This window comes from Luteibacter sp. UNCMF331Sha3.1 (assembly GCF_900109915.1).
Classification (GTDB): Bacteria; Pseudomonadota; Gammaproteobacteria; order Xanthomonadales; family Rhodanobacteraceae; genus Luteibacter.
Map to the genome: position 1 here is coordinate 72,392 of NZ_FOBU01000004.1, position 16,509 is coordinate 88,900.

The window sequence follows — 16,509 nt, forward strand, 5'->3', positions numbered from 1 at the left end:
AGTACCGCGATGGCCGATTTCCAGCGTTTCCTGCCGACGCTTCTCGCCTTCGAAGGTGGTTTCGTCGACGACCCCGTCGATCCCGGCGGCGCGACGAACAAGGGCATCACGATGGGTACGTTCAGGCAGTACGCGCGGCGGATTCTCGGGATCGAACCCACGCTGGCGAACCTGAAGGCGCTGACCGATGCGCAGGCCGGGCGAATCTACAAGCCGCTGTATTGGGATGCGATCCGCGGCGACGACATCGCGTTGCAGGAGCTCGCGAACATCGTCTTCGACTTCCAGGTGAACGCGGGAGCGAATGCCGCGAAGCTGTTGCAGAGAGTATTGAACGGCGAGGGCGTGCGACCGGCGATCACGGTGGATGGCCGCATCGGCAACGCCACGCTCGCCGCGCTTCGCGCGAGTGACGCGACGAAGGTGTACATGGCTTTCAAGCAGGGTCGCAAGGGTTACTACAACGATCTCGTCAGGCGAAACCCGAAGCTCCAGCGGTACCTGAAAGGCTGGATCAATCGCGTCGACGCATTCCCGGACCTTCCGCGGCCGGCATCGCAGGAGGCATGACGCATGGCGACGCAGACATCGCTGAACGATCTCATCGAAGCGCTGGCCGGCGCCGTCGTCGATGCGCAGGATCGCATCGAGCAACACCAGGTCGCGCAGCTCAGCCAGTATTTCGACGAAGACAACCGGCCCAAGAGCGTCGTGATCCGGATGCCTTCGATGCATCCGGCGGCGCAGCCGGGCGACGAGGACTTCTACCGCGCCCCCATCCTGCCACTGGTATCGACGAACCTGCTGCGCATCAAGGACGTCGAGATCCAGTTCGACGCCGACCTGGGCAGCCTCGTCGATCGGTCGGCCGCCGAGGGCGCGCCGGCGGATGCCCCGCAGCCGACGCGCGACTGGCGCGCCCATCCCGCCGCACCCAAACCGCGCATGCAGATCGACACGACCTTCGGCGCCACCGGGAAGCGCGCCGGTGCGGTGCACGTCGTGCTTCGCGTCGAAGCGTGCGAGCCGACCGAAGGCGCCGCGCGACTGATGAACCATCTGACCCAGGTGCAGGGGGTTTTCCACACATCCAGGGATGGCGACGACACGCCGCCTTAAGGACCGCGAATGCATGCCGCATCCGCGCCACGCGACACGACAAGGAGAAACACCATGGCCGACACCGGACTCGTAAGCATGTCAGACCAGTTCAAGGGATTGCCGATGGGCGATCTGATCGGCGGCCCATTGAGTGCCGCCTGCGACGCACAGATTAAGCTCGCGCAGGCGACTGCCGATTTCGTCAAGGTCGTCGGCTTCCTGCCGCCCGCTACGTCCACCGACCCCAATGCGGTCGGCGACACCCGCACCGCCTCGTTCCGGTTCAAGCGTCCCGTGGACGACCCGAGCGGCAACGGTGGCATTGCCGAAGAAGAGGTCGAACTCGAGGTACCGTTGCTGGCCATCGTAAAGGTGCCCAACCTCAGCATCGCCACGGTCGACGTCACGTTCGACATGAGCGTTTCGTCGTCCACGAGTTCGACGGAAACCGACGACAAGAAGGCCAATCTTTCGGCCACCGCGTCGGTCGGCTGGGGTGTGTTCTCCGCGAAGGTCACGGTGAGCGGTTCGGTCGCCACGCACAAGGAGAACACCCGCAAATCGGACAACTCGGCGAAGTACCACGTGTCCGTCCATGCGGAAGACAACGGGATGCCGGAGGGACTGGCCCGTGTCATGGATATCCTGCAGACTGCCTGCGCGCCACGCCGCGTCGGTACGCTGGTGCCGGTGGCCGCCGATGGGGATACGCCAGCCAAAGCCGACGACAAGCCTGGCGATGGCGACGACAACGGTTGATGGGCCTTCACCGTCGCGGCGCCATGGCGCCGCGACACCAGGGAGCGACGGGATGTTCGATCTGACCGACGTGAAGTTCGTGAAGCGCATCGTGGTCGGAAGCGACCATCCGAACCAGATGAAAACCGACGAGCAGGTGAATCAGGCCAACGACCTGTTGAATCGCTGCCTCACCGATTCGCCGCGCGGGACGATCCTCGGCATCGAGAAGAGTTTCACCTTACTGCAGGTCGGCGAGCATCAGGTCGTGCTGCAGTGGCTCTGCTACCACGTCGGGTTTCCGCGCAAGCCGGCATGGTTGCAGGACGCCTAGGAGGCGACATGGCCGGTATCGCGCTCGATGCGTTTCTGCTTTCGATCGGCGCGGCGGTTTGCAACGACCGGCGCGGAGCACGCGCCTCGGTCACCATCGAGTTCGAAGGCTGGCTGAGCTACCGGCGGTTCGGCCGCGCGGAGCCACGCCTTGTGATTCGCATCGGCAGGCCATGGATTCGCACGTTCCTGCGGCCCGCCTGCCGGCGCATCAAGGTGTCCTGCGACGCGTTCGGAAACGGGCTGCCTCGGCTCGAAATCGACGGGCGGCTCATCGAGCTTCCCGATCGAGGGGCAGCGACATGACCAGACTCACGGAACTCGACGTTCCACCCACGTGGGAAGCGACGGTGATCGAGGCATTCGGCGGGGCGCCGCCGGTGTCTGGCCGTGCGATGCGCGTCGGCGTGGCGTTCGCACTCGTCGCCCTCTGGCTGGCCGCCGCCGGGGCATGGCTGATATTTCATTGACGACCGATGGAGCTACCGCATGAAACACAAGACAGGGAAGTTTGTCGGCATGGTGCTGTTCGTGCTCGCGTCGGCCTCGACGCACGCGGGTACGCCCGAACAGGGCGCATTGAGGGGAACGTTGCGACTGGAGGGGCGACTCGTCGGCGTCGACGCTACCTTCGATGCACGGCGTGCCGACATGCATTTCGCCGAGCCGTTCGCGTGCCGGGTGCAAGCCGACCGCGTCGCCACGACGGATGGCGAGCGGCGCTACCGCTTGGGCATGTCGAACAATGGCGGTCGTTTCTGCGATCGCCTGAGGGGGGAAGAAGTGTCGCTGACCGGCGAGGAGCCGAACCTGTTCCTCCGTGTCGTCTCGCCGACGGGCGTCTGGTCCGGCCCGGTGTATCTCGTGGATCACTGAGGTCGGCCCGGGTCCGTTCACATGGATGAAGTCTCGGGGCCCACGGAAGGGCCCTTTCGTTCGGCTCCGTCCAAGCTATGCGCGGATTCGGCAGGCACCCCTACGTGACCGCGGCTATGCGGGAAAGTGGCGGTATCGCCCATGGATCCGCCATGGACGAAACCAGGATCCGGCGCAGCAAGACACCGGACCTGCCACATCACACAGGAGTAAACCATCATGCGTAACCATCACCGTCTGCTGCTCGCCACGGCCATCACTCTCTCGCTCGGCATGGGCGCGGCACATGCGCAGACCGCCGTCACGGGCCTGGGTCAGTCGTCGCCGAACGCTACCGACGTCAGCACGAACCCGGCGTACCACGTGTACAAGTTCCGGAAGGGCAGCATGACCTACATCCAGGTCAACGATGCCTTCGGCAACGTGCGCGGTGCGTTTTCGCGCACCATGACCGGCGACCACTATGGCATGCCGGTCGGTTCGGACGCGACGAACGCGGCCACCGATATCGAAACGCTGCCGGCGCCGGCCAGCACGGCGTACACCGTGGTCTATCAGGACGGAGCCACCGTGATCGCCGTCGCACCGCAGTCGGACGGCACCATGCGCCTGATGGCCGCGCCAGTGGAGTGCAAGAACCCGGTGGAGTGCACCAGCCGGTAAGGCATCGGCACGAAGGGGTCGCAGGCAGGCGACGTACTTACGGGTCAGTGGCGATGGAGCCCCGCGGGCAGGTTCTGCGCGAGCAGCACCTGCCTTGCGGCGGCCTGGCGCCGCGCCACGCGCACGCCGAACAGCAGGGACGTGGATAGCGCGAAGGCCAGCACCGTCTGCGCCTGCACCATCGCGGGATCCTGCAGGGTGAACGAGGTGGACGCCATCGCGATGCTTGCCATCAGACCGCCGAGCGAGGTGCCGTGCCAGCCATGACGCACCGTGAGCGCCACGACCGGCAGGGCCATGGCGATGCGCACGACCTGAAGGGTGGTGCCCTCCACCTGTGACGCGATACCCAGCAGGAGCGCGAGCGACGGCACCACGACCAGCGCCAGTTCGCGCGCGAGCGGGCTGTGGCGAACGGCGGCCCAGGTGACGACACCCTTCGGCTGCGACGCGAGACGCTCGCGCAGGGCGAGGATCGTGGGCGTCAGCGTGAGCGCGCCGAGGTACAGTCCGAGGAACCACGCGAGAAAGATCTGCGCCGTGACGGACGGCACCGGCGAACCGTCGCCCATGACGATGAAGGAAAAGACGACCGAGTTCTCGGTGGCGTTCATCGCCGCGCACAGCAGCGTGGCCAGCACGATCATCCCGATGTTCACCTCGCCGCCGGCGCGTACGATCGGAAAGCGCGACTGCAGCAAGGCGACGATCGGCATGCAGAAGACGATGGGCGGAACGACGCTCGCGACGGCCCACGGGAGCCCGTAATCGGAGAGGTGCAGGAAAGCGGTTTCGGCGATGGGCAGGGCTTCGCCGATGGCGAGGGCCGGCCAGAACCTGCGGGGTACGAGCAGCAGGCACGCCATGCGCAGCCCGGCCGTGAGCATCCAGTGCGAGAACGAAAAATAGCGGGTCAGCTCGTAGCACGCCGCATAGGCGCCCGCGACGGCAACGTAACGTCCCCACACCAACGGATCCCTGTTCTTTCCGCCCACGATGTTCCCCCTGAGGTGTCTCGCATTTCCTGGAACGTTGGGCCGGTCGATGATCAGGCGCATCATCGGCGGCGGTTGGTTGGCGGCGCCCGGATTCCCTCACCCGTAGCGCGATGTGAGGTTAGTTTGAAGGTATATCGGCCGGTTAGCCATGGATTGGACACGCTTTTGAAGTATTTGCCGATTAAGGGCCCCGTTTTTTTCCCAGTGCCCGCCTGCATTTGCTTCCTCCCGCCACTCGGCCGAGGGCTCGCAAGAAGCTGCGATGCCATCGTCGCCGCCCGGGCTTTCGCCCACCCTTCGCCGTGGCGAGCCGCACACGGGGATCGGCAGGCCCGATGGCGTATTGGCAAGCCCGACGGAACGGCGTAAGCAACAGCCATCGGGATTGCGACACAGGCCACGCCCGGGCCTCGAGCGGAGAGGTCATCATGTCCCCCGATTCCCCGACGGCACCGGTCGCCCAGTCCATGGATTTTGCGAAATACCTCAATGCCGATGAGGCACCGGGCGAGTCGGGGGATCCGCCCGTGCCGTCCGACGATCGCGGCGACGCGCTGGCCGGGCTGCGTAACGCGTACGCCCGCACCGCTGCCTGGCTGGGCAAGGAGCCTTTCGACACCACGGCTACCCGTTTCCTCGATGCGCATCCGCAGGACGCGCGCGATGTCGCTCGCGACGTCGATGCCTTCGTCGCATGGGTCGGGCAATGCTGGCCGGCCGATCCCGAGGTGGCGGAGATCGCGTGGATCGACGGCAATCTCTACCTCGCGTCGCTTGCCGACGACTGCGGCGCCCTCGCGGTCTCCGGGCTCCGCGCCGAGCACTGGGACGCGGTCGAGATCGAGTTCGTGCCATCGCTGCGTTTCCGCCCGATGCGGACCAACGCCGTCGCGTTGTGGCGCGCCCTGTCCGAAGGCGCCACGGCGCCTCCGGTGCACCTCGTACCCGGGGACATCGGGGCGCGGGTCTGGCGCCAGGGATCGCGGCCACAGGTGGCCGCCATGACGGCCGACGAGTCGACCTGCCTCGATCTCGCCCTGCAGGGCGCGAGCTTCGGTGAAATACGCGCTTTCCTCGACCTTACCCACGACGAAGAGCAGACCGCGCGCATCGCGGGCGGCTGCCTCGGCGCGTGGACGGCGGAAGGCATGGTCACCGCGCTGCGCCGCTAGGGGTGCGGGCCCGGCGCGCCGGCGCCGCTACACTGTGCGGATGATCGACGACGCCCACCTCACCCATGGCCTCGCCGGCGACGAGCTGGCACCGGACTGGCCCGCGCTGACGCACGACGAGGTCGCCCCGATCCTCGCGCGCATCCCGTTGCTCGGCGCGTTCCGTTCGCTCGACTGGCTGAGCCCGCGTCCGCTGTCCGCGGCGGCGCTCGCGACGACCGATGCGGGCCCGGTCTTCATCAAACGCCACCACCGCCGGGTGCGGGACGAGATCACGCTCGGGGAGGAACACCGTTTCGCGCGCCATCTGCGCGACCGTGGCATTCCGGTGCCACGCATCCTCACCGACGCGCACGGCGCGTCCGTCTTCGGCACGGACGCGTGGGTCTACGAAGTGCACGACGCCGCGCGCGGCGTGGATGTCTATCGCGAAGCGTACTCGTGGTCCCCGATCGGCGGCGTGCGTCACGCGCATCGGGTGGGCGCGATGCTCGCGCGCATGCACGATGCCACGGTCGACCACCACGCCCCGCAACGCAGCACGCACATCCTCGTCGCGCGTGCCGACATCCTCTCGGCGCACGATCCCGTCGACGTGCTGGATGCGCAACTCGCGGCGCGTCCCGCGCTCGCGCGCTATCTTGCCGAACGCGACTGGCAGCGTGACATGACGAGCATCCTTTCAGCGTCCCACGCGCGTATCGCGAGGGATCTCGCGGCCCAGCCAGCGTTATGGACGCACGGCGACCTGCACGTGTCCAATCTCTGCTGGAGCGACGCGGGCGACGATGCGACCATCACCGATGTGCTCGACGTCGGCCTGTCCGCGAAGACGTTCGCCTTGTTCGACCTCGCCACGGCGATCGAACGCAACGCGATCGCCTGGCTCGACATCGAGCGCGGCGACATCGGGCGGCACGACATCGCACGCGGCCTCATCGACGGGTATCGCGCGATCCGCCCGCTGCACGCGGCGGACCTCGCGCTCCTGGCCGACCTGCTGCCGCTCGTGCACATCGATTTCGCGCTGTCCGAAGTCGAGTACTTCGAGGGCGTCACGGGGCGGCGCGACCATGCCGACGTGGCGTACCACACGTTCCTCATCGGACACGCCCGCTGGTTCGCCACCAGGCACGGTCGTGCGTTTCTCGGTGGGAATGTGTTTCAATAGGGGTTCTAGAAGCGGGGGTGCCCGGCGAATGCCGGGCTGAGAGAGTCCCTTGGAACCTGACCCGGTTAGTACCGGCGTAGGGAGCTTGCAAAGCCACGGACAGTCCGGATCCCGGGCCCGTCGTGGCTTGCCGTCGCTTCGTCACGCCACTGAAGACGACGATGACCCTCTCCCGCACGCCTCTCGCTCTCGCCATCCTTTCGTTCGCCGCCATGGCGCATGCCGCCGACGAGCCGGCCGCGCCACAGCAAGCGCGCACGCTGCCGTCGATCGACGTCCACGCCACCACGACGGACAGCTACCGCGCCGCGGATTCGCAGCTCGACACGTTCGGCAGCTTCGGCAGCGCGCCGCTGCACGACACGCCCGCCGCGATCACCGTCATCACGCGCGCGCAGATCGACGACCGCCAGCCCCGCAGCCTGAGCGAGCTCGTGCGCGGCGACGCGGCGATCAACGATAACTACGCGCCCGCCGGCTATTACCAGGACGTGTCGATCCGCGGCTTTCCGCTCGATCTCGCCACGGGCTTCCGTTTCAACGGCATGATCATGTCGGCGGAGCAACTGCTCGCGCTGGAAGGCAAGGAGCGCGTCGAAGTGCTGAAGGGCCTCGGTGGCCTGGAGGCCGGCGTGGTCGAACCGGGTGGTCTCGTCAACTACGTGAGCAAGCGACCGAAGGACGTGCACGATCTCACCATCGGCACGGACTCGCACGGGTCGAACTACGAGGCGATCGACCTGGGCCGGTGGTTCTCGCCGTCATTCGGCCTGCGCGTCAACGCCGCGAACGAGAAAACGCATTCCTATATCGAGCACGCGGACGGCCGGCGGAGTTTCGTTTCCGTCGCGGCGGACTGGAAGATCAGCGACAAGGCGACGCTGCTGCTCGACACGGATTACCAGACCAGCGGGCAGCGCTCGGCGTCCGGTTACCAGTTGCTCGGCGGTACGGGCATCCCGCCGCACCCGAGCCGTACGCGCCTGCTCGGTTACCAGCCGTGGCAGCGTCCGGTCGGTATCCATTCCAGCAACACGTCGCTGCGCTTCAACTATCGCTTCACCGATAGCTGGAACCTGCAGCTGTCCGCGGGACACAGCCATACCGTCATCGACGACAACGTGGCCTTCGCCTACGGTTGTTTCTATGCGCCGTCGTGCGCGGCCGGCGCGACGCCGGGCTACTTCTTCGCACCGGACGGCGACTACGACGTCTACGATTTCCGCAGCCCCGACGACACGCGTCAGAACGACGAGGTGCGGGCCGTCGTCACCGGCACGTTCGCGACCGGCGCCGTCGATCACGAGATCAACGTCGGCGCCACGAGCTTCCGTCGCACCATCGACCGGCGCGCGTATGTCTACGATTACGTCGGCACGGCGAACATCGACGATCGCGTCGTGCCGGTCTTCGATCCCTCGCCGAACGAGCCCGGCGCCTCGGTGCGACGCCTGACGAGCTGGCAGCGCACGCTCTTCGCCATCGATCGCATCCACCTCGATGACCAGTGGCAGGTGCTGGCGGGCACGCGCTTCGTACGCCTGGACGAGCGCACCTACGACGACACCGGTGCGCCCGAGCGCAACACGCGTCTCAGCAAGGCGCTGCCGCAGGCCGCCGTGCTCTGGCAACCCACGGCGCCGCTCACGACCTACGTCAGCTACGGCGAGGGCCTGTCGCTCGGCCGCGAAGCGCCGTACTGGACGTCCAACGGCGGCACGACGCTGGGCCCGCTGCACTCCCGGCAGGTCGAGGCCGGCGTGAAATACGCCGTTGCCGACGACCTCGACCTGCAGGCGGCGGTGTATCGCATCCGCCAGTCCTACCAGTTCGCGCGCCCGGACGACACGGCGGAAGGCTTCACGTTCGTGCAGCAGGGCCAGGAGGTCCACACGGGTGTCGAGCTCAACCTCGCCGGGCGCGTCACCGAGAACCTCCGGCTCACCGCCAGCCTCAACGCGATCCGCGCGCGTGCCGAGAACACGGGCGCGCCGACGTACGAAGATCACCAGGTCGTCAACGTGCCGCGCTGGCGCTCGGCGGTCTATGCGGACTACAGCCTGCCGTTCGCGCCGGGGCTCGCCGTCCTCGGCGGCTGGCGCTACGCGGGCAGCAACGTCGCCACGCCGGACGGTCGCGTGCGTGTGCCCGCCTACAACGTGTTCGACGCGGGCCTCCGCTTCGCGACCCGCGTGGGCGGTCACGCGATGACGTGGCGCCTGAATGTCGATAACGTGTTCAATCGCTTCTACTGGCGCGACACGGGATCGTCCGGTGGCGACAGCTATCTGTTCCCGGGCATGCCACGTCTCGCCCGCCTGTCGGTGACTTATGAGCTTTGAGCTGTCGCTGTTCGAACTGGCCGCCGCGCTCGTCAGCGCGGCGGCCGTCTGGCTCACCGCGCGGCGTAGCCCGTGGTGCTGGCCCGTGGGGCTCGTGTCGGTCGTGGCCTATGGCTGGATCTTCGTCGACGCGCGCCTCTACTCGGACACGCTGCTCCAGGCGATCTTCGCGATCCTGATCGTCTACGGATGGCGACGCTGGATGCGCAACCTGGACGGCAGCGGCCATGTGCGGGTCGCGTCGCTCGCACCGCGAGAGGCGGCGGTGCACCTGGCCGTGGGTTCGGCGGCGGCGCTCGCACTGGGCTATGCGATGCACCGCTACACCGACGCGTCGCTTCCCTGGCTCGACGCCGCGCTGACCGCCTTCAGCCTCGTGGCGCAGTGGTGGCAGGCCCGTCGGCATGCCGCGGCATGGTGGCTGTGGATCGCGGTGGACGTGATCTACGTCGGCGAGTACGTCTACAAGTCGCTGCCGATCACCGCCGTGCTCTATGCGGGCTTCGTCGTGCTCGCGGCGATCGGGCTGCGCACGTGGCGCGACGATCGGGCATCGTCGCCGGCGCCGGTCTGACATACCGGCGCCGCATGTCGAGCGCACGTGAAATCCGACCGTTTTTTCAGAAAACTTCCATATCCGGACGTCGCTGAACCCCGCATCATTCAACGGTCGCCGCGGGTCGGACGCGTTGCTCAAGGATTTGAGCCGCAACCGATCCGTAACGGCAACGGCCGGGGCGTGGGACGCGCCCCGGCCGTTCTTCGATCCCGTGGTTACCTGGTGCGCGGCGTCGTGCCCCAGTCTTCCGGCTTGAACGAAAGATGCAGCACCGCGCGCGTGTCGTCTTCCAGCGGCGGACTGTACTGTAGCGTCGTGCAGCCCGTGGCCTGCTGGCGTTTCGCCGCCAGCATCATCGTCTTGGTCAATTGCGCGCGGCCCGATGTCGAGCCCGCCCGGTTCGACTTCAGCAGCACGCGATAGCCATCGGCGCTCACGCCGTCAGGCAGATCCGCGGGCGCTGGCTGCCCGGGGGCTTCCATCACCAGATCCATGCGGCGCCCGCAACTACCCACGCTGACGATGTCGACGCCGTCGAGCAGGCTGGCGACGAAGCGATCGGCGTTCTCCGCGAGGCCGTCCACGCCTTCCACCGCCGTGCTCAGCCGGATCTTCACGAAGTAGAGCTTGCGATAGAACAGATACGCGCGCGACGTGAGCATGTCCTGCTGCGCGTCGAACACGATGGGCAAGAACCGGCCGTCCACCTTGCGGCCACCCGGCAGCGCGGCGGTATAGGCGCTCTCTTCGCCCCACCAGACGTTGCGATAGATCTGCTGGCGCTCCGCGAACGCCACCGATTCTCGGAAATCCTCCGCGGCGCGCTTGAGCATGGTCGCGGTGTCGCCTTCGCCCGCCGGGTAGATGAAGACGTCCGCGATCACCCACTCGGCATGGTCGATGTTGTAGCGAAGCGATACGCCCGCGGCGATGTCGCCCTCGTCGGCATAGTTCTTCACGGCGGCCAGCGTGGCGTCCGGCAGGCGTCGGGGCGCGACGATCCAGGTGTCGTCGACGACGCCGCGGTGTTCCTGCATGTCGGGCAGGGCGAGCGGTTCGCCGGTCGCCGCTTCCTGGGCGTGCAGGGACGCGCCGGCCATCAGGCCCGCCAGGACGGGAATCACCTTCCACCGAGACATCTTCAGCACAGCCCCTGACTCATCGAACGCAAACCCCGTGCGCGCACTATAGCCATCCATTCGTCTCAACGGGAGCGCTTCGACGCACGAAGGCGCCGACGCAGAAAAGCCAGGGTGGAGGCTTCCAATTTTCGCGGGTAGCGCAGGCCGGACGGCGGCACGCAGCGATGCAGCGAGCCTTCCGTCCAGCCGGTGAAGATCTCGGGATGGATGTACGACGCACGGCAGACGGCAGGCGTGTTGCCGAGCACCGCCGCGACCTCCTTCACGGCGCCCGCGAGGGCTGCCTTGATCGCGCGCTCGCCGCCTTCCTCGGGCAGCGGCAGCGTGCCGAGCACGCCCATGGCGTGTACGGTGCCACCCCAGGTACGGAAATCCTTCGCCGTGAATTCGCCGCCGGTCACCTCGCGCAGGTAATCGTTGACCATGCCGGAGTCGATCGGTTGCGGCTGGCCGTCGTCGTCGATGTACTGGAACAGGCGTTGGCCGGGCAGCTCCTGGACCCGGCGCACGGCTTTGACGAGGCGCCGGTCGTCCAGGTCCACGTCGCGCCACAGCCCGCTCTTGCCCCGGAAATGGAACGAGATGCGACCCTTGCGTACCTCGACGTGGCGCGAGCGCAGCGTCGTCAGGCCATAGGAGTTGTTCTGCTTCGCGTACGCGTCGTTGCCCACGCGGATCATGGTTTCCTCGAGCAGGCTGACGACCAGCGCCAGCACCTTCTCCCGAGGGAGGCCGGGCAGGGCGAGGTCCTTGCGCAAGCGGCGGCGCAGTCGCGGCAGCGCCTCGCCGAACTCGAGGATGCGCTCGAACTTTCCCTTGTCGCGCGTCGCGCGCCAGCGCGCGTGGTACCGGTACTGCTTGCGCGCGCGGGCGTCGCGACCGGTCGCCTGCAGGTGTCCGCGTTCATTCGTGCAGATCCAGACCGCGGTGTAGGCCGGCGGGATGGCGAGCGACCGGATACGGGCGAGCACGTCCTCGTCGGTGATCTTCCGGCCGTCCGGGCCGAGGTAGGAGAACGCGCGCCCGCGCTTGCATCGCGTGATGCCGGCATCGGTATCGCAGACGTAGACGAGGCCCGCCGCCTTCGCGTGGGCCCGTTCCACGCTCGCCACCACATCGGCGTTGGTCGGAGGGTTTCTGGACATGGCCGGGACTATGTCCCGGCAGACGATCAAGAACGGGTGAACGCGCCGTCAGTCGACGCGGCAGAACACCGCCTTGAGGTAACGGTTCTCCGGCACGTTGCTCGCGACCGGGTGGTCGGGGCCGGCGCCGGACACTTCGAGCACCTGGATGCCGCGACCGGCATTCAGCGCCACGCGGCGGATCATCTCGAGAAAATCGTCCTCGCCGACGAGACCCGTGCACGAACAGGTAAGCAGGATGCCGCCGGGCGCCACGACGTCGAGCGCGGTGCGGTTCATCGCGAAGTATTTCTTCAGCGCGTTGACGACCTGGTTGCGGTCGCGCGTGAGTTTCGGCGGATCGAGCACCACGGCGTCCCAGGTCTCTCCGCGCGCGATGGCCGCGCGCAGCCACTCGAAGACGTCGCCCTGCTCGAAGGTGGCCTCGACCCCATTGAGGCGCGCATTCTCGCGCGCCACCTCGAGGATCGCGGCGTCGGCGTCGACACCCGTGGCTTCGCGCGCGCCGGCCTTCATGGCGTGCACGGCGAAACCGCCGGCGTTGCAGCACAGGTCGAGCACGCGACGGCCGCGTGCCAGCTGCGCGAAGCGGCGGCGGTTGTCGCGCTGGTCGGCGAAGAAGCCGGTCTTGTGACCGAGACCCGGAGCGGCATGGAACGCCAGCCCGTGTTCGTGCACGTCGACGGCGGACGGCGCGTCGTTGGAGCGCACGTCGAAGGATTCCTGCCGCTGCACGTGCTGCTCGGCGAACCAGTAGAGCGACGCGCCGGGGAAGTGGCGCTGCAGTTCCGCGTGGATGGTGTCGCGGAAGCGCCACATGCCGGCCGCGAAATACTCCACGACGAGATGGCCGGCGTAGCGGTCCACGACGAGACCCGAGAGGCCATCGCCCTCGCTGTGCACCACGCGCCAGGCGTCGCTCACGTCGTCGAGACGGAGCAGCTCGCGTCGCAGTTCGACGGCGCGCGCGAGGCGCGACGCGATCCAGGCGTCGTCGATGGCCTCGTCGGCCTTCGTCGTGAGGAGGCGAAGCGCCACGCGGGCGTGGCCGTTCCAGAAGCCGCGCCCCACGAAACGTCCCTTGGCGTCGTGCACGTCGACCACGCTGCCGGGCGGCAGACGGTCGTCGGGCTTCACGATCTGGGCGGACCAGACCCAGGGGTGACCGGGAACGCGGTCGGTCTTGAGGCGAATGACGGGGAGCGCGGGGGTATTCATCGGTGAATGATACCGGGGCTCAGCGCCCGAAGCGCAGCACGAGCCACGACGCCAGGGCCAGCAGGTTGATGCCGATGTGGGCGGCCGACGGGCCCGCGAGGGCGAGCAACCAGCCGTGCTCGGCGATCGACCAGTCGAAACCGAGGCGCGGCGCGCGCTGGAGCGTCATGGACAGGTTGGCGAACGCGCCGCTCGACAGCGCATAGCTGAAGAACGGCGTGGCGATCAGCGGCGCCTGGAGGAACTGCGCCCAGATCGAGAAGGAGGTGCCACGGCCGTCGTTGCTCGCCAGCAGGACGCCGGCGACGAGGATGAAGCCGAACAGCAGGACGCCGAGCACCGCCACGATCGCATCCATGCCCACCACGTGCGCGCCGAGCAGCCGCTCGAACTGATGGACGAGGCCGAACAGGCCGCCGGCGATCTGAAAGACGGCGATGACGCGGGTCAGGAACGAGTGCATGAAGAATCCTTGGAAGAGCGAATCGCGATTATGTGGGAAGCGCGCGGGCGCGCGAAGGCGCGGAGCCCGGACTTACAGGTCTTCCGCGAGCTCGTGCAGATCGGCGATGTGCTGCTCCCACCACCTGGCCTCGGCCGCGAACGGAAACGCGGCGGGGAACGCCGGGTCGTGCCAGCGCTCGGCGATCCAGCCGGCGTAATGCACCTGGCGCATGGCGCGCAGCGCGGGAATCAGCGCCAGTTCCGTGAAGTCGAATTCCCGGAACTGCCCGTAGCCTTCGAGCAGCGCGTTCATCATCGCGTCGTCCGAGGCGAGCATCCACAGGTCCTGCACCGCGGGACCCATGCGCGCGTCGTCGAGGTCCACGAAATGCGGACCGGCGTCTGTCCAGAGCACGTTGCCCGGATGGCAATCGCCGTGCAGGCGGATCCGTCGCACCGGCCCGACCGCTTCGAAGCGCGCCGCGACGGCGTCGTCCACACGGTGCGCGGCCTGGCGGTAGGCATCGAAGAGATGGGCGGGCAGCAGATCGGAACCCAGCGCGGCGCGTACCGGCGCGTCGATGAGCGTGGCGCGGTCGAGAGTGCCGCGGGCGACGAAGCGCTCGCGCGCGCCGATCGCGTGCATGCGTCCGAGCAGGCGACCCAGCCACTCGAGCTGATCGGTGGATTCCAGCGAGGGCGCCCGTCCGCCGCGGCGCGGGTACAGCGCGTAGCGATAGCCGCCCTGCTGGAGCAGCGTGCGGCCGTCGACCGAGAGGGGAGCGACCATGGGGAGCTCCGCCTCGGCCAGTTCGCGCGCGAACGCATGTTCTTCCTCGATCGCGGCGTCGGTCCAGCGGCCCGGGCGGTAGAACTTCGCGACGACGAAACCGCCGTCGTCGAGGCCGACCTGGAAAACGCGGTTCTCGTAGCTGTTCAGTGCCAGCAGGCGGCCGTCGCTCCATGCGCCACCCGCGTCCACGGCGGCCAGCACGAGATCCGGCGTGAGGCCTTCGTACGGTGCGGCCGCGCTCACGCGCGCAGGTTCCCCGGTGCGCCGCCGGGCGACGGGATCACCGCCATCGTCAATCGCGACAGGCACACGAGCCGGCCGTGGTCGTCCTCGATGCGGATTTCCCACACCTGCGTGGTGCGACCGATGTGGATGGCTTTCGCGGTACCGGTAACGAGGCCGTCGCGCACGCCGCGGATATGGTTGGCGTTGATGTCGAGGCCGACCGCGACTTCCTTCTCCACGTCGAGCGTCAGCAGGGACGCGGAGCTGCCCAGCGTCTCGGCCAGCACCACGGAAGCGCCGCCATGAAGTAGCCCGAACGGCTGCTGGGTCCGGTGGTCCACCGGCATGGTCCCGCGCAGCCAGTCGTCCCCGATCGCCGTGAAGCGGATGTCGAGGGTCTCCATCATGGTCCCGCGGCTCCAGGCATTGATGCGGGCGAGGTCGGTGGGCTGTTTCCAGATCGAGGCCATGATCGGTCTTTTCCTGTGGGGCAACGCCCCATTGTCCTACAATGTGCAGGTGCCCACCGTAACCCTGACATCGTCCGGCAAGCGATTCGATGCCGCCGACGGCGAGACCGTGCTCGAAGCCGCCCAGCGCGCGGGAATCGCCCTCCCGTATTCGTGCCGGAGCGGCGCGTGCGGCAGTTGCAAGGCCGTGCTCGTGGAAGGGGAGTGCAGCTATCCCCACAATCCGCCGGTGGCGCTTGCCGTGCCCGGACACAACCGCGGTGCGATCCTGCTGTGTCAGGCCGTCGCCCGGAGCGACATCGCCATCCGGGCTCGTGAGATCGCTTCGGTCGAGGACATCCCGCATCGCCGGCTGGAGGTCGAGGTCGTCGAACGCGAGGCGCTGGCGCCCGACGTCGTCGGCGTCTGGCTGCGGCCGGTGGGTGGCGACCGGCTGAACTGGCTGCCGGGGCAGTATCTCGACGTCGTGCTGCCGGACGGCCGGCATCGCCCGTTCTCCATCGCCAACGGCCCGGGCCCCGACGGCCGGATCGAGCTCCACGTGCGCCACGTGCCGGGCGGTGGCTTCACCTCCTGGGTCTACGAGTCCCTGCGCGTGGGCGACCGGCTGTCGATCGAAGCGCCGCTGGGCACGTTCGTGCCGCGCGAGGATTCCGAGCGGCCGATGCTGTTCATGGCCGGCGGCACGGGCTTCGCGCCGGTAAAGGCCCTCGTCGAGCACTTCATCGCGCTCGGCACGCGCCGCCACATGTCGATCTACTGGGGTGCGCGGATCGCGGCCGATCTGTATCTCGCCGACCTCGCCACCGAATGGACGCGTCAGGCGCCGAACGTGTCGTTCATCCCCGTCCTCTCGGATCCGGACGCCGCGAAGGCCAGCGGCCTGCGGGAAGGCCTGATCCACGAGGCGCTGTTGCAGGACCACCCGGACCTCTCGGCGTTCGACATGTACATGAGTGGCCCACCGGCGATGATCGCGGCAGGCCGTCAGTTCTTCATCGACGCGAACCTGCCGGAAGATCGCCTGTTCTTCGACTCGTTCGAACTCGCGCCGGACGTGCTCGACGCGATCCTGCAGGGCAGGGCGGGTATTCACGGGCTCTGATCGGCAGTCGCCCG

Annotated in this window: 20 protein-coding genes and 1 riboswitch; of the genes, 13 read left to right on the forward strand and 7 right to left on the reverse strand. The window is 67.8% G+C overall.

Annotated elements, in window-relative coordinates:
* Positions 1-9: 9 nt before the first annotated feature.
* The 8 genes from BMX32_RS17025 to BMX32_RS17055 all read left to right on the forward strand — a co-directional run bounded on the left by BMX32_RS17025 (position 10) and on the right by BMX32_RS17055 (position 3,711).
* Positions 10-570, forward strand: a complete 561-nt coding sequence (locus tag BMX32_RS17025) for a glycoside hydrolase family 108 protein (protein ID WP_089981036.1) — start codon at positions 10-12, stop codon at positions 568-570.
* Positions 571-573: 3 nt separating this feature from the next.
* Positions 574-1,119 (forward strand): DUF2589 domain-containing protein, encoded by a 546-nt coding sequence (locus BMX32_RS17030; protein ID WP_089981039.1) that lies wholly within the window; start codon positions 574-576, stop codon positions 1,117-1,119.
* 54 nt (positions 1,120-1,173) lie between these two features.
* A complete protein-coding gene (locus tag BMX32_RS17035; protein WP_089981041.1) occupies positions 1,174-1,860 on the forward strand; it encodes a DUF2589 domain-containing protein in 687 nt (228 codons plus the stop codon).
* Between the two features lie 52 nt (positions 1,861-1,912).
* Positions 1,913-2,173: a hypothetical protein gene (locus BMX32_RS17040; protein WP_089981044.1), complete on the forward strand. Its 261-nt coding sequence runs from the start codon at positions 1,913-1,915 to the stop codon at positions 2,171-2,173.
* Positions 2,174-2,181: 8 nt separating this feature from the next.
* Positions 2,182-2,478: a hypothetical protein gene (locus tag BMX32_RS17045; protein ID WP_089981048.1), complete on the forward strand. Its 297-nt coding sequence runs from the start codon at positions 2,182-2,184 to the stop codon at positions 2,476-2,478.
* A complete protein-coding gene (locus tag BMX32_RS18765) occupies positions 2,475-2,642 on the forward strand; it encodes a hypothetical protein (RefSeq protein WP_170843722.1) in 168 nt (55 codons plus the stop codon). The genes BMX32_RS17045 and BMX32_RS18765 overlap by 4 nt, the downstream gene beginning before the upstream one ends.
* Before the next feature lie 19 nt (positions 2,643-2,661).
* Positions 2,662-3,048 carry a hypothetical protein gene (locus BMX32_RS17050; RefSeq protein WP_139206777.1) on the forward strand — a complete coding sequence of 129 codons (387 nt, stop codon included), beginning with the start codon at positions 2,662-2,664 and terminating at the stop codon, positions 3,046-3,048.
* 219 nt (positions 3,049-3,267) lie between these two features.
* The gene (locus BMX32_RS17055; protein ID WP_089981053.1) at positions 3,268-3,711 is read left to right on the forward strand and encodes a hypothetical protein; all 444 of its coding nucleotides are present in this window, start codon (positions 3,268-3,270) and stop codon (positions 3,709-3,711) included.
* Positions 3,712-3,755: 44 nt separating this feature from the next.
* Here the strand turns inward: BMX32_RS17055 and BMX32_RS17060 are convergent, their stop codons facing one another.
* Positions 3,756-4,679 carry an MASE1 domain-containing protein gene (locus tag BMX32_RS17060; RefSeq protein WP_170843723.1) on the reverse strand — a complete coding sequence of 308 codons (924 nt, stop codon included), beginning with the start codon at positions 4,677-4,679 and terminating at the stop codon, positions 3,756-3,758.
* A 458-nt stretch (positions 4,680-5,137) separates the two neighbouring features.
* Here BMX32_RS17060 and BMX32_RS17065 point away from each other — a divergent pair, with 458 nt between their 5' ends.
* The 4 genes from BMX32_RS17065 to pnuC all read left to right on the forward strand — a co-directional run bounded on the left by BMX32_RS17065 (position 5,138) and on the right by pnuC (position 9,968).
* Entirely contained in the window at positions 5,138-5,881 is a 744-nt protein-coding gene (locus BMX32_RS17065) for a hypothetical protein (RefSeq protein WP_139206778.1), read from the forward strand.
* A 40-nt stretch (positions 5,882-5,921) separates the two neighbouring features.
* Positions 5,922-7,052 carry a phosphotransferase enzyme family protein gene (locus BMX32_RS17070; protein WP_089981060.1) on the forward strand — a complete coding sequence of 377 codons (1,131 nt, stop codon included), beginning with the start codon at positions 5,922-5,924 and terminating at the stop codon, positions 7,050-7,052.
* Positions 7,053-7,055: 3 nt separating this feature from the next.
* Positions 7,056-7,152, forward strand: a riboswitch (TPP riboswitch).
* A 61-nt stretch (positions 7,153-7,213) separates the two neighbouring features.
* Entirely contained in the window at positions 7,214-9,394 is a 2,181-nt protein-coding gene (locus BMX32_RS17075) for a TonB-dependent siderophore receptor (protein WP_089981068.1), read from the forward strand.
* A 1-nt stretch (position 9,395) separates the two neighbouring features.
* Positions 9,396-9,968 (forward strand): nicotinamide riboside transporter PnuC, encoded by a 573-nt coding sequence (gene pnuC, locus BMX32_RS17080; protein ID WP_089981250.1) that lies wholly within the window; start codon positions 9,396-9,398, stop codon positions 9,966-9,968.
* 200 nt (positions 9,969-10,168) lie between these two features.
* Here pnuC and BMX32_RS17085 read toward each other — a convergent pair whose 3' ends face one another.
* The 6 genes from BMX32_RS17085 to BMX32_RS17110 all read right to left on the reverse strand — a co-directional run bounded on the left by BMX32_RS17085 (position 10,169) and on the right by BMX32_RS17110 (position 15,390).
* Positions 10,169-11,092, reverse strand: a complete 924-nt coding sequence (locus BMX32_RS17085; RefSeq protein ID WP_139206779.1) for a hypothetical protein — start codon at positions 11,090-11,092, stop codon at positions 10,169-10,171.
* Positions 11,093-11,157: 65 nt separating this feature from the next.
* Positions 11,158-12,240 carry a DNA topoisomerase IB gene (locus BMX32_RS17090; RefSeq protein WP_089981074.1) on the reverse strand — a complete coding sequence of 361 codons (1,083 nt, stop codon included), beginning with the start codon at positions 12,238-12,240 and terminating at the stop codon, positions 11,158-11,160.
* 48 nt (positions 12,241-12,288) lie between these two features.
* Positions 12,289-13,458, reverse strand: a complete 1,170-nt coding sequence (locus BMX32_RS17095; protein WP_089981077.1) for a class I SAM-dependent rRNA methyltransferase — start codon at positions 13,456-13,458, stop codon at positions 12,289-12,291.
* Between the two features lie 19 nt (positions 13,459-13,477).
* Positions 13,478-13,921 carry a hypothetical protein gene (locus BMX32_RS17100; RefSeq protein ID WP_089981080.1) on the reverse strand — a complete coding sequence of 148 codons (444 nt, stop codon included), beginning with the start codon at positions 13,919-13,921 and terminating at the stop codon, positions 13,478-13,480.
* A 72-nt stretch (positions 13,922-13,993) separates the two neighbouring features.
* Positions 13,994-14,938: a serine/threonine protein kinase gene (locus BMX32_RS17105; protein WP_089981082.1), complete on the reverse strand. Its 945-nt coding sequence runs from the start codon at positions 14,936-14,938 to the stop codon at positions 13,994-13,996.
* Positions 14,935-15,390, reverse strand: coding sequence for a hotdog fold thioesterase (locus BMX32_RS17110; protein ID WP_089981084.1), 456 nt, complete (start codon positions 15,388-15,390; stop codon positions 14,935-14,937). Before BMX32_RS17110 ends, BMX32_RS17105 begins: the two co-directional genes overlap by 4 nt.
* On the opposite strand from BMX32_RS17110, the gene BMX32_RS17115 reads away from it, so the two are divergent.
* A complete protein-coding gene (locus tag BMX32_RS17115; protein ID WP_089981087.1) occupies positions 15,389-16,495 on the forward strand; it encodes a 2Fe-2S iron-sulfur cluster-binding protein in 1,107 nt (368 codons plus the stop codon). The genes BMX32_RS17110 and BMX32_RS17115 overlap by 2 nt on opposite strands.
* Positions 16,496-16,509: the final 14 nt, after the last annotated feature.